Origin of the sequence: Tateyamaria pelophila, from assembly GCF_019966495.1 — a bacterium.
Classification (GTDB): Bacteria; Pseudomonadota; Alphaproteobacteria; order Rhodobacterales; family Rhodobacteraceae; genus Tateyamaria; species Tateyamaria pelophila.
In genome coordinates this window covers 84308-96824 of sequence record NZ_JAIMIA010000005.1, presented here as the reverse complement: position 1 = coordinate 96824, position 12517 = coordinate 84308, and the positions used below count along the sequence as shown (strand labels likewise).

16 protein-coding genes are annotated in these 12517 nt (G+C 60.7%); 6 read left to right on the top strand and 10 right to left on the bottom strand.

All coding sequences use genetic code 11. The features are described from left to right. Window positions 1-25 precede the first annotated feature (25 nt). The 4 genes from LC354_RS03375 to ffh are packed head-to-tail and all read right to left on the bottom strand — an operon-like array spanning window position 26 to window position 3184. Window positions 26-628 carry a GNAT family N-acetyltransferase gene (locus tag LC354_RS03375; protein WP_223421429.1) on the bottom strand — a complete coding sequence of 201 codons (603 nt, stop codon included), beginning with the start codon at window positions 626-628 and terminating at the stop codon, window positions 26-28. Continuing rightward, window positions 625-1164, bottom strand: a complete 540-nt coding sequence (locus tag LC354_RS03370; RefSeq protein WP_223421428.1) for a GNAT family N-acetyltransferase — start codon at window positions 1162-1164, stop codon at window positions 625-627. The genes LC354_RS03375 and LC354_RS03370 overlap by 4 nt, the downstream gene beginning before the upstream one ends. Beyond that, a complete protein-coding gene (locus tag LC354_RS03365; protein ID WP_223421427.1) occupies window positions 1161-1691 on the bottom strand; it encodes a GNAT family N-acetyltransferase in 531 nt (176 codons plus the stop codon). The genes LC354_RS03370 and LC354_RS03365 overlap by 4 nt, the downstream gene beginning before the upstream one ends. Beyond that, window positions 1688-3184 (bottom strand): signal recognition particle protein, encoded by a 1497-nt coding sequence (ffh, locus tag LC354_RS03360; RefSeq protein WP_223421426.1) that lies wholly within the window; start codon window positions 3182-3184, stop codon window positions 1688-1690. The genes LC354_RS03365 and ffh overlap by 4 nt, the downstream gene beginning before the upstream one ends. Window positions 3185-3504: 320 nt before the next feature. On the opposite strand from ffh, the gene LC354_RS03355 reads away from it, so the two are divergent. Beyond that, window positions 3505-4767 (top strand): SulP family inorganic anion transporter, encoded by a 1263-nt coding sequence (locus LC354_RS03355; protein ID WP_223421425.1) that lies wholly within the window; start codon window positions 3505-3507, stop codon window positions 4765-4767. Window positions 4768-4850: 83 nt separating this feature from the next. On the opposite strand, the gene LC354_RS03350 is transcribed toward LC354_RS03355, so the two are convergent. The 4 genes from LC354_RS03350 to LC354_RS03335 form a co-directional block, all read right to left on the bottom strand. Next, window positions 4851-5459 carry a hypothetical protein gene (locus tag LC354_RS03350; protein ID WP_223421424.1) on the bottom strand — a complete coding sequence of 203 codons (609 nt, stop codon included), beginning with the start codon at window positions 5457-5459 and terminating at the stop codon, window positions 4851-4853. A gap of 2 nt (window positions 5460-5461) precedes the next feature. Beyond that, window positions 5462-6058 (bottom strand): HupE/UreJ family protein, encoded by a 597-nt coding sequence (locus LC354_RS03345; protein ID WP_223421423.1) that lies wholly within the window; start codon window positions 6056-6058, stop codon window positions 5462-5464. Window positions 6059-6217: 159 nt separating this feature from the next. Next, window positions 6218-6694 carry a hypothetical protein gene (locus LC354_RS03340; RefSeq protein ID WP_223421422.1) on the bottom strand — a complete coding sequence of 159 codons (477 nt, stop codon included), beginning with the start codon at window positions 6692-6694 and terminating at the stop codon, window positions 6218-6220. 133 nt (window positions 6695-6827) lie between these two features. Beyond that, window positions 6828-7400 (bottom strand): FMN-dependent NADH-azoreductase, encoded by a 573-nt coding sequence (locus tag LC354_RS03335; protein WP_223421421.1) that lies wholly within the window; start codon window positions 7398-7400, stop codon window positions 6828-6830. Between the two features lie 115 nt (window positions 7401-7515). Here LC354_RS03335 and LC354_RS03330 point away from each other — a divergent pair, with 115 nt between their 5' ends. Together LC354_RS03330 and LC354_RS03325 are read left to right on the top strand one after the other, a co-directional pair. Then, window positions 7516-8397: a LysR family transcriptional regulator gene (locus tag LC354_RS03330; RefSeq protein ID WP_223421420.1), complete on the top strand. Its 882-nt coding sequence runs from the start codon at window positions 7516-7518 to the stop codon at window positions 8395-8397. A 26-nt stretch (window positions 8398-8423) separates the two neighbouring features. Then, the gene (locus LC354_RS03325) at window positions 8424-9308 is read left to right on the top strand and encodes a DMT family transporter (RefSeq protein ID WP_223421419.1); all 885 of its coding nucleotides are present in this window, start codon (window positions 8424-8426) and stop codon (window positions 9306-9308) included. Here the strand turns inward: LC354_RS03325 and LC354_RS03320 are convergent. Both LC354_RS03320 and LC354_RS03315 read right to left on the bottom strand, forming a co-directional pair. Then, window positions 9278-10243, bottom strand: a complete 966-nt coding sequence (locus LC354_RS03320; protein WP_223421418.1) for a glycosyltransferase family 61 protein — start codon at window positions 10241-10243, stop codon at window positions 9278-9280. The genes LC354_RS03325 and LC354_RS03320 overlap by 31 nt on opposite strands. A 45-nt stretch (window positions 10244-10288) precedes the next feature. After that, window positions 10289-10621 carry an ArsR/SmtB family transcription factor gene (locus tag LC354_RS03315; RefSeq protein ID WP_223421417.1) on the bottom strand — a complete coding sequence of 111 codons (333 nt, stop codon included), beginning with the start codon at window positions 10619-10621 and terminating at the stop codon, window positions 10289-10291. A gap of 357 nt (window positions 10622-10978) precedes the next feature. On the opposite strand from LC354_RS03315, the gene LC354_RS03310 reads away from it, so the two are divergent. The 3 genes from LC354_RS03310 to LC354_RS03300 all read left to right on the top strand — a co-directional run bounded on the left by LC354_RS03310 (window position 10979) and on the right by LC354_RS03300 (window position 12409). Beyond that, entirely contained in the window at window positions 10979-11314 is a 336-nt protein-coding gene (locus LC354_RS03310) for an AtpZ/AtpI family protein (RefSeq protein ID WP_223421416.1), read from the top strand. A gap of 20 nt (window positions 11315-11334) precedes the next feature. Further along, window positions 11335-12108, top strand: a complete 774-nt coding sequence (locus LC354_RS03305) for a F0F1 ATP synthase subunit A (RefSeq protein ID WP_223421415.1) — start codon at window positions 11335-11337, stop codon at window positions 12106-12108. A gap of 64 nt (window positions 12109-12172) precedes the next feature. Beyond that, a complete protein-coding gene (locus tag LC354_RS03300; RefSeq protein WP_008205040.1) occupies window positions 12173-12409 on the top strand; it encodes a F0F1 ATP synthase subunit C in 237 nt (78 codons plus the stop codon). Window positions 12410-12517 lie beyond the last annotated feature (108 nt).

The following is a 12517-nucleotide window of genomic DNA, read 5'->3' as shown; positions in this document are numbered from 1 at the left end:
ACCGTGCGCAGGTCGCAGGATTTTGTTAATCAAGGGCCCATCCTTTCGGTTTGAACATCGGGTCGGCATAGTGGTCGATTTCCATCTCGATCCCGTGGGCCAACTGGCTGTCCTTGAGTGCAGCAGGTGCGGGGTGACGGTAGACGGCATCGGACCCGTCGATGGTTTGCGCCTCCGGGTCCTTTTTCGCCCCCAGCCGTTCGGCCAGCCGAATGCTGTCGAGGTTCATGGGATCGATGTAGCTGACGGCGCTGTCCCAGCCATTCGCATAATAATGCGACCGCACCGCATGGGTCGCTTCGAGGGCGTAACCCTTGCCGGATTTGTCCGGCCAGATGATCCAGGCAATCTCGCGCTCGGGCCAGCCTGCGGGCTGCCAGCCTCCGGCCATGCCGTAGGTTTCGTCCGTGCTCTTGTCGTGGATCATCCACATGCCGAAACCGCGAATTTCCCAATGCCCGATTTCGGCGGCATAGAGCATCCACGCTTCATAGGGATTCAGCGGCCCGCCCATGAAACGCGACCGATAGGACGCGAAGGTCGCCTTGAAGTTCGGATAGTCTCCGGGCTCGGGGCCGCGCAGGATCAGGCGCCCGGTTTCGATTGTGGGAATGGAACTCCGGTTCATGCCAGGGCCTCCGGTCCGACGTGACGCCAGATGCCCAAGGAACCCATTTCGGGGTGAGCGTAGTCGGCCTCATAGGTGGCCCCCATCCGTTTGGCCAACGCGATGGAACGGGTGTTGTCGGGCAAAACGCAACTGATGACAGTGGACCAGCCCAATACGTCATAAGCATATTGGCGCGCGGCTGATGCGGCCTCAAAAGCGATGCCCCGTCCTTCGGCACTGTCAAAGACAGTCCACGCGATCTCGGCCTCGGGCCAGTCTTCGGGATACATCAGGCCGACAATGCCAAGGGCCGTGTCGGTTTCAGGATCGGCCACGACCCAACGCCCGTAGCCCCGTATGACCCAGTGCCCGATCAATTCCGCAAAATGCGAAAATGACGCCGTCCGGTCGTAGGGCCCGCCCGTCCCCCTGGAGCGGGGCGAGGCCCGAAAGGCGACGTAAGCCTCGTAATCCTGTGCGCCCGGTGCGCGCAGAACAAGGTTTGGGGTGCGCAGGGTCGGGATGCGGATGATCGTTTCGGAGCGCGTCGTCATGCAGCCCTCCGGTGGCGGTAGACAATCGTTTCTTCCGCCGTTTCACCGACGGGTCGGGGGGCAGATGTATCGAGCGTCGCACCGAGCTTTTCGGCAAGCGCACGGGAGCGTGCGTTGTCGGGGTCGATATAGCTGACAACGCTGTCGGCATCGGTATTGGCCCAGTACCATGCAAGTGCCGCCCCGGCTGCCTCGAAGGCATATCCCTTGCCCTCGGCATCGGCCGTCAGGGTCCAGCCCATTTCCGGCTCGGGAAAGCGAATGGGGTAGGTGACGCCGACATCGCCCATGAAAGCGCCACTGTCGCGGTCAGTGATCATCCACGCGCCAAAGCCGTCCAGCGACCAGTTGGTCAAGGTGTTTGCAAAGAGGCCCCACGCCGCGTTGCGATCATAGGGTCCACCCATGTAGATGGCCCGATTCGACGCAAGCATGGCCGCAAACGCGTCGAAGTCGCCACGTTGCGCAGACCGCAGCACCAGACTGTCGGTGGTGACCGTCGGAATATGGCAGATCGCCTGCGTCATTTCTTTTTGCCGAACCCCGAAAGACCCGGAGGCAGGCCCATGCCGCCGCCCATGCCGGGCATGCCGCCGGGCAGTTTGCCGCCCATCTGTTTGGCGGCTGCTTCAAGCTGGGCCTGATCCATGCTGCCCATATCGGGCATGCCGCCTTTGCCGAACATGCCCTTCATGGCCTGTTTCAGCATGCCGCCTTTGCCCTTGCCGAGCTTTTTCATCATATCCGACATCTGCCGGTGCATTTTCAGCAGCTTGTTCAGGTCAGAGACCTGCATGCCCGACCCGCGCGCGATCCGCTTTTTGCGGCTGGCTTGCAGGATCTGGGGGGCGGCGCGTTCTTTCTTGGTCATGGACTGGATCATGGCGATCTGCTGCTTGAGCACCTTGTCGTCGAACCCTGCGTCCTGCACCTGCTTGGCCATTTTGCCCATGCCGGGCATCATGCCCATCATCCCTTCCATGCCGCCCATCTTGACCATCTGTTCAAGCTGCATCCGCAGGTCGTTCATGTTGAACTGACCTTTGGTCATGCGGCGCATCATCTTTTCGGCCTGTTCGGCCTCGATGGTTTCCTGGGCTTTCTCGACAAGGCTGACGATGTCGCCCATGCCGAGGATACGGCCCGCGATCCGGTCCGGCTCGAAGGTTTCGAGCGCGTCCATCTTTTCGCCCAGGCCCACGAATTTGATGGGCTTGCCGGTCACGGCGCGCATCGACAGGGCTGCACCGCCGCGTCCGTCGCCGTCCATCCGGGTCAGCACGACGCCGGAGATGCCGATGCGGTCATCGAAGTTCTGCGCGGTGTTGACCGCGTCCTGCCCTGTGAGGCCATCGACCACCAGAATGGTTTCGCGCGGGTTGGTGACGTCGCGGACCGCTTCGACCTGGGCCATCAACTCTTCGTCGATGGAGAGACGCCCTGCGGTATCGAGCATGTAGACGTCATAGCCACCCAGGTTGGCTTGGGTCTTGGCCCGTTTGGCGATCTGAACCGGGGTCTCGCCCTTGACGATGGGCAGAGTGTCGACGCCGATTTGCAGGCCGAGGATGGCAAGCTGTTCCATCGCGGCGGGGCGGTTGACGTCGAGAGAGGCCATAAGCACGCGCTTGCCGTCCCGCTCGGTCAGCCGTTTGGCAAGTTTTGCGGTGGTGGTGGTTTTACCGCCGCCCTGCAGGCCGACCATCAGGATCGGGGCCGGGGGGCTGTCGATTTTCAGGGCCCCCGGTTCGCCTTCGCCGCGCAGGGTGTCGATCAATGCGTCGTGCACGATCTTGACGACCTGCTGGCCGGGGGTGATCGATTTGGTAACGGCCTGACCGGTGGCCTTTTCCTGTACCGCCTTGACGAAATCGCGCGCTACGGGCAGCGAGACGTCGGCCTCGAGCAGGGCCACGCGCACCTCGCGCAGGGCGGTTTTGACGTCGTCCTCGGACAGTGCGCCTTGTTTCGTCAGCCGGTCAAAGACACCGGAGAGGCGTTCGGAGAGATTTTCAAACACGGGCCATCATCCTTTCAGAGCCGTTGACATTGTGCCTGTAGGTAAGGTCAGGCGGCGGAAATCCCAAGGAGATTTACCAAACGAAAAACGCCTCCGTGGGCGCAACGCGCTGACGGAGGGCGATCCCGGGCATATCCCAAGGGACCGGAAGATAAAGGCTTCCGGGTGTTGTGTGGGCTGATAGGGGTGTGGACGAGGGGAGTCAAGCGTGGGTTGGAGGCGGGGGTGTTCGCTGTGCGGACGAAGCGGGCAGTCCTGAAATCAATTTGAGCATCTGCTTTCAATATGACGACAGATGAACGGTGCACTAGTGTCGGCGCATGAAGCCCAAGATTCTCACGACTTTGCCGAACTATACGCGTCCTCTTTTTTTACAGGACGTCATAGCTGGGCTAACGGTTGCCATGGTCGCATTGCCGCTCAGCCTGGCCATCGCGATTGCGTCTGGCGCTGATCCTGCAAAAGGCCTCGTAACTGCCATTGTTGGTGGTTTTTTGATTTCGCTTCTGGGCGGAAGCCGGGTTCAAATCGGTGGACCAACAGGGGCCTTCATCGTTGTCGTCTTCAGCGTGATCGCAGAGCATGGCTATGACGGTTTGGTCATAGCCACTTTTATGGCGGGCCTGATCCTGCTTTTTGCCGGGTATCTTCGCGCAGGAAACCTCATTCGTCTGGTTCCTGAGCCGGTCATCAATGGTTTTACCATCGGCATCGCTATCATCATCGCAACAAGCCAGCTGAACGATCTTTTCGGGCTTGCCGTGTCCGAAATCCCGGCCGAGTTTCTTGCCAAGGTCGAGGTGCTTTGGGCTGCCCGTCCAGCTATCTCGGTGGCTTCCGCCGTGATCGGCTTCGCGACGATGGTGCTGATCGTAGTGTTTCGCCGTGCAGCGCCAAAGTTGCCGGGACTGATCGTTGCAGTCGCCATCACATCAGCAATCGTGGCCTTTGCTGATCTTTCGGTTGATACCATCGAGTCGCGGTTTGGTGACTTGCCAAACACACTGCCGTGGCCCGCGATGCCTGTCATCAGTCTTGAACGGATCTTCGAACTCCTTCCGTCGGCGCTCATTATCGCGTTTCTTGCAGGTGTTGAATCCCTGCTGTCTGCCATGGTGGCCGACCGGATGATTTCTGGGCATCATCGGCCCAATGCCGAACTGTTGGCGCAGGGGGCTGCAAACATAGGTTCGTCGCTCTTTGGTGGAATGCCTGCGACCGGAGCCATCGCGCGCACGGCGACCAATATCCGGGCAGGCGGCAAGACGCCGGTGGCCGGACTTGTCCATGCCATGACGATCTTGCTTGTCATGTTGGTCGCTTCACGTCTCGTCGGGTACCTCGCCATGCCTGCACTGGCAGGCCTGCTCATCCTTACGGCGTGGAATATGAGCGAGCCGCATAAATGGCGCGGATATCTCAAGGAGCGGAAAACTGATATCTTCCTCCTTGCCCTTACCCTGATCCTTACGGTCCTGGTCGATCTGACTGTTGCCATCGGCCTAGGGGTTGCCTTGGGTCTGGCTCTGCGTTTGCAAAGGCGCGATGTCTCTGCTTCTGAATGGTCAGACCCGGACCGCTAAATCATTGACGGCAGGCCATTTGTCGTCGTTCCGGATAAGCCCAGCGGCAGTTACGCGCCGACCCAGCCGGGTGTCGTGGCCGTTTATCCCTGAGGTGCGATTTCGGCAAAGCTCAGCGCGAGCATTACGAGTGCAATTGCCCCGACCCAGGCCGCTGCAACCCGAAACGCGATCGGCACCCAAGCCCAAGTGTAGAGTTCCCTGATCCAATGATTGATCCCGAAGAGGTAGAGCAAGCCGACGTTGGCCCCGACCAGCGAACCGGACATCGTGAACATGCGATCGCGCATCGGGCCGTCATCCGGGATGGAGGCTGCGCCGATCAGGAGACCTCCGAAGGCCACAACACCAAGTGCAGCAAGGGCCGTTTTGCCCGGCAAGAGCGCCGCGAACGCGCAGGCGACGAACGCCGCCGCGAACATGGTTGCATCAATCTCAGCGGTGCCAAAGCCTGCGATCAGGCCCGCAGTGCTGGCCACCAGAAAACTGCCCAGCAACCAGCGCACCTTGACGACATCAAACGCTCCGACCAGCAATCCCAGGCCGATCATCAGGACCGCTTGGGACGGCGTCGAGAACGGGTGCAGAAGGCCAACGTAGAACCCTTCTATTCCCGGGACAGGACTGTGAGCCATAACCGGTCCGGCGCCTGCAACAACGAGGCACCCGGCAAGCCCCCAGGTTTTGGGCATGTTCAGGCCATTCCGGTAAGAAACGCCACTCCAGCCAGAGAAATCAGACCACCCGCGCCCCGCACGGCAACCCGTCCCGCAGGCCATTTGACGAGAATGCCGAACGCGATGCCGATCAGATGAAGCATCCCCGTCGCAATCACAAAACCAACCGCATAGGCAAAGGCATTGACGGTGGCGGGAAGTTCGGTGCCGTGAGCATATCCGTGAAACACAGCAAACGCCCCGACGATGGCGGCCGAAACCCAAATCGGCGGTTTCAGGGCGAAGGCGATCATCAAGCCGAGGACCACAGCGGACAGCGCAATGCCCGTTTCAACCGCCGGGACGGGAATGCCGAGAATGCCGACCACCGCACCCAACGCCATGACCAAAGGGAACACCACGGGCAAAATCCAGATGGAAGGCGCGCCAAGAAATGCCCCCAACAGGCCAACGGCCACCATGGCCGCGACGTGATCCCAGCCCAGAATTGGATGCGTGAACCCTGTGATGAAACCACCGCCATATCCGTCGCCTGCGTGCGCCAGCACCGGAAATGCCGTTCCTAGGAACGCGAGTGTGATTGCAAGAAGTGTGATCGTGGCACGCAGCGTCATGGCCAGTTCCTGTGTGAGAGCATATGTCCTTTGGATTGATAACCAAACTCCTGACACCGCGCAACTTGGCGTTTCCGTTCCCTGATTCGGGGGCAACCAAGACGGAGGCTTTCTTGGGTGGCTTGCTCCGCGAGGGAATTGGCACCCGTGACCTTGTCTTCAGGCGCCTTTGCGGTCGTTGGGTCGCGCGTCGTGCAGCCATGTGTTGATGATGTCAGCGGCCTGACGCGGACCGTTGCCGGAGGTGTAGGCTTCGACCAGAGGATAGGGGGCCGTCGGTGAGTGGAAGGTCAGTGTCGGGCGATGGGTTTCGCCGAAATCCTCGACCTCGACCCGGCGGACATCGTTCAGCGGGAGCGTGCAGCGGGCGTAGCGGAAGAGCGTCCGCCGTTGCAGCGTTACCGTGCCGGAGACCGCGTCAAAAATCACCTGGTCGCGTTTGATCGACTGGGCGAAGATCGCGAGCGGCACGCAGGTGCCGAGAAACAGGGTCAACAGCCCGGTCGTTTCCCCGCTGAACAGCAAGGTCAGTCCGGCGGCGGCGCAGGCCACGATACACACGATCAGCCCGCCGCCCAGAACCCAAGGGGCATGGGCCAGGATCAACTGGCTGGGCAGGTTGCGCAGAACGGTCATGGGGTGATCTTAGACAACCGGTTCCGTTGGCGTCCAGCCGGGCGGATGTCAGAGGGCTCTCGGGTGCGGAAAGGTTCCCTCCGGCGCGCATGAACCGGAGGGAGATTGCAGTTTTGGGAGCAAGGTCGGCCCGTCAGGCGGCCAGATCGTCGATTTCCGCCTTGGCGTCGGCAATGGCTTCGGGACCGTTGGCCATCACCCGGTCGGCAGAAATGATCTGCACATCCTGAATACCGATGAAGCCCAGCACGTGACGCAGATAGCCCGTGGCATAGTCTGCTTCGCTGCCGACGGGCATACCGCCGGTCGCCACTGCGATGATCGCGCGCTTGCCGTCCAGCAATCCTTGGGGTCCGTTCTCGGTGTATTGAAAGGTCAGGCCGGCGCGGGCGACCAGATCAATCCAGGCTTTGAGCGCTGCGGGCACGCCAAAGTTGTAGACCGGCGCGCCGATGACGATGGTATCTGCGGCTTTGAGCTCAGCGACCAGTGTGTCCGACAGGGCCAATGTGTCGGCTTGCACTGCGTTGCGCTGATCCGCCGGAGTGAAGTTTGCATTGACCCAGGTTTCGTTGATCTGGGGCAGGGCCTCGGCCAGATCGCGCCGGATCACGTCGCCGCCAAGTTTGGCCACGATCCGTCCGGTCAGGTCACGGGTGACGGAACCCTGCAAGCGGGCGGAGCTGTCAATGTGGAGAATGGTCATGTTGAAATCCTTTTCGGGAATGAGCGTTCGATGTGTGATATTTGACCCTTTCAAATTTGAACGCAATTCCCGAAACTCAACAGAACATGTTTGGATTTGCACATAAGGGCGCGGCGTGGAAAACTGGGATGAAATCAAGACAGCCTATCAGGTTGCCCGCATGGGCACGGTCAGCGGCGCGGCGGATGTGCTGGGGGTTCATCATGCGACGGTGATCCGCCACATTGATGCACTGGAGGGCAGGCTGGGCGTGAAGCTGTTTCAGCGGCATGCGCGCGGCTATACGCCGACCGAGGCGGGCGATGACCTGTTTCGCGTGGCGCAGGCGACCGACGACCAGTTCAGCCAGTTGTCGGGGCGCATCAAGGGGCGCGGCACCACGGTTTCCGGTGAGTTGGTCGTGACGTCGCTGATCGGGCTCGCGCCACGGATGGCACCCGTTCTGACGGAATTTCAGCAGCAACACCCGGATGTCGTCGTGCGCTATCTGACGGGGGATCGCCTGTTCCAGCTGGAATATGGCGAGGCGCATGTGGCCATTCGTGCAGGCACGGCACCGGATCAGCCGGACAACGTGGTGCAGCCCTTCGTGAGACAGTCCATGGGGCTTTTTGCGACGCAAGGCTACATTGAGCGTCATGGTGTGCCGGAGACCGTCGAAGGTTGCAGCGGCCATCGTTTCGTGAGCCATGACAGCGACGAGTCGCGCGCGCCGTTTCATCGCTGGCTGCGTGAAGTGGTCGACAAGGAGTGTATCACCTTCCGCTCCACCGACGTGCGCGCATTGGAGCAAGCGGTGGTGGCGGGGGCGGGCATCGGGTTCATGCCGATCATGGAAGCCCGCGCGAACCCCGACCTGGTCGAGATCATGCCGCCCCGCGAAGACTGGTCTTCGCCCTTGTGGCTGGTCACCCATGTCGATTTGCACCGGACGAACAAGGTGCAGGCCTTTCTGACGTTCCTCAAGGAGCGCTCCAAAGACTGGCAGGTGCTGTGAGCCCCGCACGTCAGGGACACGCGGCGATGCTGTTGTTTTCCGCTCTCGTGGCGGGATCCTTTTCGCTGGGGTCCATGGCCGCCAACGACATCGCGCCCGCGGCGCTCAATGCGGTGCGGTTCTGGATCGCTGCCGGGATCATCGGGGCCGTCATCCTGGTGACAGGCAGGCAGGTCCGGCCCGCTGCGCGCGCGCCGTGGCGCTATTTGGTTCTGGGCGGTCTGTTTGCGACCTACTTTGTCCTGATGTTCGAAGGGCTCAAGACGGCACCACCCGTCAGTGCGGCGGCCGTCTTTACCCTCACGCCGGTCATGGCGGGACTGTTTGGCTGGATCCTGCTGCGCCAGGTCACGACGGGCCGCATGGCGCTGGCGCTGGTGATCGGTGCCATGGGGGCGCTGTGGGTGATCTTTCGCGCGGATTTTGCGGCCCTGCTGGCGCTGGATGTGGGGCGGGGCGAGTTCATCTATTTCATCGGCTGCGTTAGCCATGCGCTCTATACGCCCCTCGTGCGCAAGTTGAACCGGGGCGAGCCGGTGATCGTGTTCACCTTTGGGGTGCTGGTGGCCGGCGCGATCCTGCTGACGATCTATGGCTGGTCCGACCTTGTTGCGACGCCTTGGGCGATGCTGCCCGGGATCGTCTGGATTGCGTTGCTCTATGTATCGGTTTTTGCCAGTGCCACGACATTTGTTCTGCTGCAATTTGCGACGATGCGCCTGCCCTCGGCCAAGGTGATGGCCTATACCTACCTGACACCCAGCTGGGTCATCGGCTGGGAAATCGCGCTGGGCAATGGCGTGCCTGCCGCGCTGGTCTGGGTCGGCGTCGCTCTGACGATCGTTGCGCTGGGTCTGCTCTTGCGGGACGAGGATCAGCCTCAGAGGAACCCGGCATCCCGCAGGGCCTGACGCAAGTGGTTCAGGTCGATCGGGGCGGGCGTGGTCCTTGGGAGCGGGCGTTGGCGCGCATCGATCAGGGTTGGTGTGATCCCGCAAAAGGCCTGCATTTGCGTACTCAGGCGGGCCAGCATCTCGGGGCGATTGCGCCGCAGAAAGATTGCGGCAGCGGCGTCCTTGCGCATGGCGAAGGGCACGATGTGAAAAGCGGATCCGTCCGCGCCCACGATTTGCCTTGCATCCTTGATCATGGCGATCTGCGTTTCGATCGGGTAGCGCTCGGGGGAGAAGATGAAATAGCCCGCGTCCCGCATCATCGCCTCGATCTCGGCCTCGCGGTCGACGCGCTGTTCGGGATATCCCAGCCGCGTCCGGGTCAGGTAAAGCTTATCGGCACCATCGGCGGGAATGGCCGCGACGCGTTTGGCGATATAGGTGCGAAAGGCCGGGGTTCCTGTCAGACCTGTATCGTGTCCGAAACCGGCGCTTGGCAGGATCAGGCGATCAATCCGGGTGGGCTCGCGGATCACATGCGGTGGCAGGCCGTCCCCGAAGAGTGCCACGACCGAGCCCAAGGCACGCTCAAGGGACGCTTCGATGGGCATCTTCTGGCGGGCCGGCAGAACAAGGCCGTCCACAGGCTCTTTCACATGGTCCAGCGCCCACAGGCGGACCAGTCCCTCGAGCATGAAGTGTCCAAAATGACGGTGCCCAAAGCCCGCATAGAGGTACGTGCCGTGCAGCCGCGCTGTGGGCGGGGACCACTCGGGTACGCCACTCATCCTGCCTTTGGACAGACGCGCCATCGACATGGGCGCAAAGGCGCCTTTCGCATCAAAGACGCCATGGGCTACATCGCTTTGCCCGGTATGGGGTACAACGACAGCCTTGCGCACCACACGTATGCGCGGTTCGGGCAACGGATCAGGCGCATTGTCATCGGTCATGGGGTGCGGATGCGTTTGAGAAGCCGGGCGTGCAACAAGAACGGCCTATGCCTGGTCATCATGGAATTCGGCGGCGAGGAACCGTTCGAAGGCGTCCAGATGGACGGGCTCGAACTGACCAAAGCCCTGCATCCAGACCGACGCGCTGCGCAGGGCGTCCGGTTGCAGCTTGCACCATTTCACGCGGCCCCGCTTTTCCTGCTGGATCAGTCCCGCGCGCGTCAGGATGGACAGGTGTTTCGAGATGGCGGCCAGCGACATCTCGAACGGTTCCGCCACGTCCGTGACGGCCATGTCATCCTCGAGCAGCATGGAGAGGATGGCCCGACGGGTCGGATCGGCCAGCGCGGAGAAGACAATGTCGAGATCCGTAGACATATCTATCCCGTATGAGCCGGATGGCGTGCGGTCAAGCGCGACGCACATTTAAGGATTTTCCGGCATCGGCCTTTGTACCCGTCTTTTCGTCGACGCGTCTTGACGTGTGCACAGGTGGCGCGGTTGGCCTTGGTCGTTCGGTCCTTGGGTGCAAGCTCAACCATATGGTTGAATATGCATAAGGGATGCTTTTCCGCCAAACCCTTGGGTGCGACGCACTGCCGCTCCTATCTTTGGTTCTGAAAACAGAAATAAAAACAGTCCATTAGATGATTATCGGACATCAGCTGCACTGCGTTGACTCACGGCTGTCGTCAACATATTCAACATGCAAGCCAAGTGGCAGGGACAAGGTGCATGACCGACCCCGATGACAAAGCACGACTGGACGCGCTCGGCGACCGGATCAAAGCTGTCAAGGAGGTGCATACGCCAAAGCCAAGCGCACCGGATCATCACTCTCAGGCACAACTGGCCTGGCGCATGGTGATTGAACTGGTGGCCGGTCTGGGGATCGGATTTGGGATGGGTTACGGGTTGGACGCGCTGTTTGGCACCTCTCCGTGGTTCATGATCGTGTTTATATTTCTGGGCTTTGCGGCCGGCGTCAAAACGATGATGCGTAGTGCGCAAGAGGTTCAGGCCCGACAAGAGGCCGATAAGGCCGAAGACAACAGCCACCCATCAGGGTGAGGTGAGACGGAGAGAGCCAGATGGCAGATGAAGCACATAGCGGCGGCGGCCTTGAATTTCACCCGATGGATCAGTTCATCGTCAAACCTTTGTTTGGTGAAATCGGCGATCCGGTGCACATGTACACGATCACCAACGTAACGTTGTGGCTGGCGCTGGCTGTATTGGCGACCATTGGGTTGCTGGTGCTGACAACGTCCAAGCGCGCGGTTGTACCGTCCCGCGGTCAGTCGGTTGCCGAACTGGCATATGGCTTTGTCTACAAGATGGTTGAAGATGTCACGGGCAAGGACGGGATCAAGTATTTCCCGTATATCATGACGCTGTTCATCTTCATTTTGTGCGCCAACTTCCTCGGCCTTATCCCGATGGCCTTCACCACCACATCGCATATCGCGGTGACGGCGGTCATGGGTTTCGGTGTGTTTTTTGCAGTGACCATCCTGGGTTTCGTCAAGAACGGTGTTTCGTTCCTGAGCCTATTCTGGGTGTCCAGCGCACCGCTCGCTCTGCGGCCTATCCTGGCGTTGATCGAGCTGATCTCGTATTTCGTGCGCCCCGTCAGCCACTCCATTCGTTTGGCGGGTAACATGATGGCGGGCCACGCGGTTCTCAAAGTGTTCGCGGGCTTTGCGCAGGTGACCGGCGGCATGGCTCTGATCATCGTTCCGGTGTCGATCCTCGGTGTCGTGGCGGTATACGCCCTCGAAGTGCTGGTGTCCTTCATCCAGGCTTACGTCTTTACCATTCTGACATGCGTGTATCTCAAGGATGCATTGCACCCGCATCACTAACAACTGGGCGGACGATGCGTCCGCCTTACAGAAATCACTTCATTCCATCGTAAGGAGAAAAGACATGGAAGGCGATATCGCACAATTGGGTCAATTCATCGGCGCAGGCCTGGCAGCCATCGGTTCGGGTGCCGCTGCTATCGGTGTGGGCCACGTGGCTGGCAACTTCCTGGCGGGCGCTCTGCGCAACCCATCCGCCGCGGCAGGTCAAACTGCAACTCTGTTCATCGGCATCGCCTTTGCAGAAGCCCTGGGGATCTTCTCGTTCCTCGTCGCTCTGCTGCTGATGTTCGCTGTCTAAGACACTCTGACCGCATTCCTTACGGTCGGGCAGCATGCATCGCGTATGCTGCCCGATGTAACGGCTCGCATTTGGGTCCTGAAACAGGGGCCAGTTCAGGGGAACGAC

Excerpts from the sequence above, each read along its gene's own strand:
- LC354_RS03375 (WP_223421429.1), bottom strand. The coding sequence starts at position 628 with ATGAACCGGAGTTCCATTCCCACAATCGAAACCGGGCGCCTGATCCTG.
- LC354_RS03335 (WP_223421421.1), bottom strand. The coding sequence starts at position 7,400 with ATGACCATTCTCCACATTGACAGCTCCGCCCGCTTGCAGGGTTCCGTC.
- LC354_RS03350 (WP_223421424.1), bottom strand. The coding sequence starts at position 5,459 with ATGCCCAAAACCTGGGGGCTTGCCGGGTGCCTCGTTGTTGCAGGCGCC.
- LC354_RS03355 (WP_223421425.1), top strand. The coding sequence starts at position 3,505 with ATGAAGCCCAAGATTCTCACGACTTTGCCGAACTATACGCGTCCTCTT.
- LC354_RS03305 (WP_223421415.1), top strand. The coding sequence starts at position 11,335 with ATGGCAGATGAAGCACATAGCGGCGGCGGCCTTGAATTTCACCCGATG.
- LC354_RS03325 (WP_223421419.1), top strand. The coding sequence starts at position 8,424 with ATGCTGTTGTTTTCCGCTCTCGTGGCGGGATCCTTTTCGCTGGGGTCC.
- LC354_RS03300 (WP_008205040.1), top strand. The coding sequence starts at position 12,173 with ATGGAAGGCGATATCGCACAATTGGGTCAATTCATCGGCGCAGGCCTG.
- LC354_RS03315 (WP_223421417.1), bottom strand. The coding sequence starts at position 10,621 with ATGTCTACGGATCTCGACATTGTCTTCTCCGCGCTGGCCGATCCGACC.
- LC354_RS03365 (WP_223421427.1), bottom strand. The coding sequence starts at position 1,691 with ATGACGCAGGCGATCTGCCATATTCCGACGGTCACCACCGACAGTCTG.
- LC354_RS03340 (WP_223421422.1), bottom strand. The coding sequence starts at position 6,694 with ATGACCGTTCTGCGCAACCTGCCCAGCCAGTTGATCCTGGCCCATGCC.
- LC354_RS03310 (WP_223421416.1), top strand. The coding sequence starts at position 10,979 with ATGACCGACCCCGATGACAAAGCACGACTGGACGCGCTCGGCGACCGG.
- LC354_RS03320 (WP_223421418.1), bottom strand. The coding sequence starts at position 10,243 with ATGACCGATGACAATGCGCCTGATCCGTTGCCCGAACCGCGCATACGT.
- LC354_RS03345 (WP_223421423.1), bottom strand. The coding sequence starts at position 6,058 with ATGACGCTGCGTGCCACGATCACACTTCTTGCAATCACACTCGCGTTC.
- LC354_RS03370 (WP_223421428.1), bottom strand. The coding sequence starts at position 1,164 with ATGACGACGCGCTCCGAAACGATCATCCGCATCCCGACCCTGCGCACC.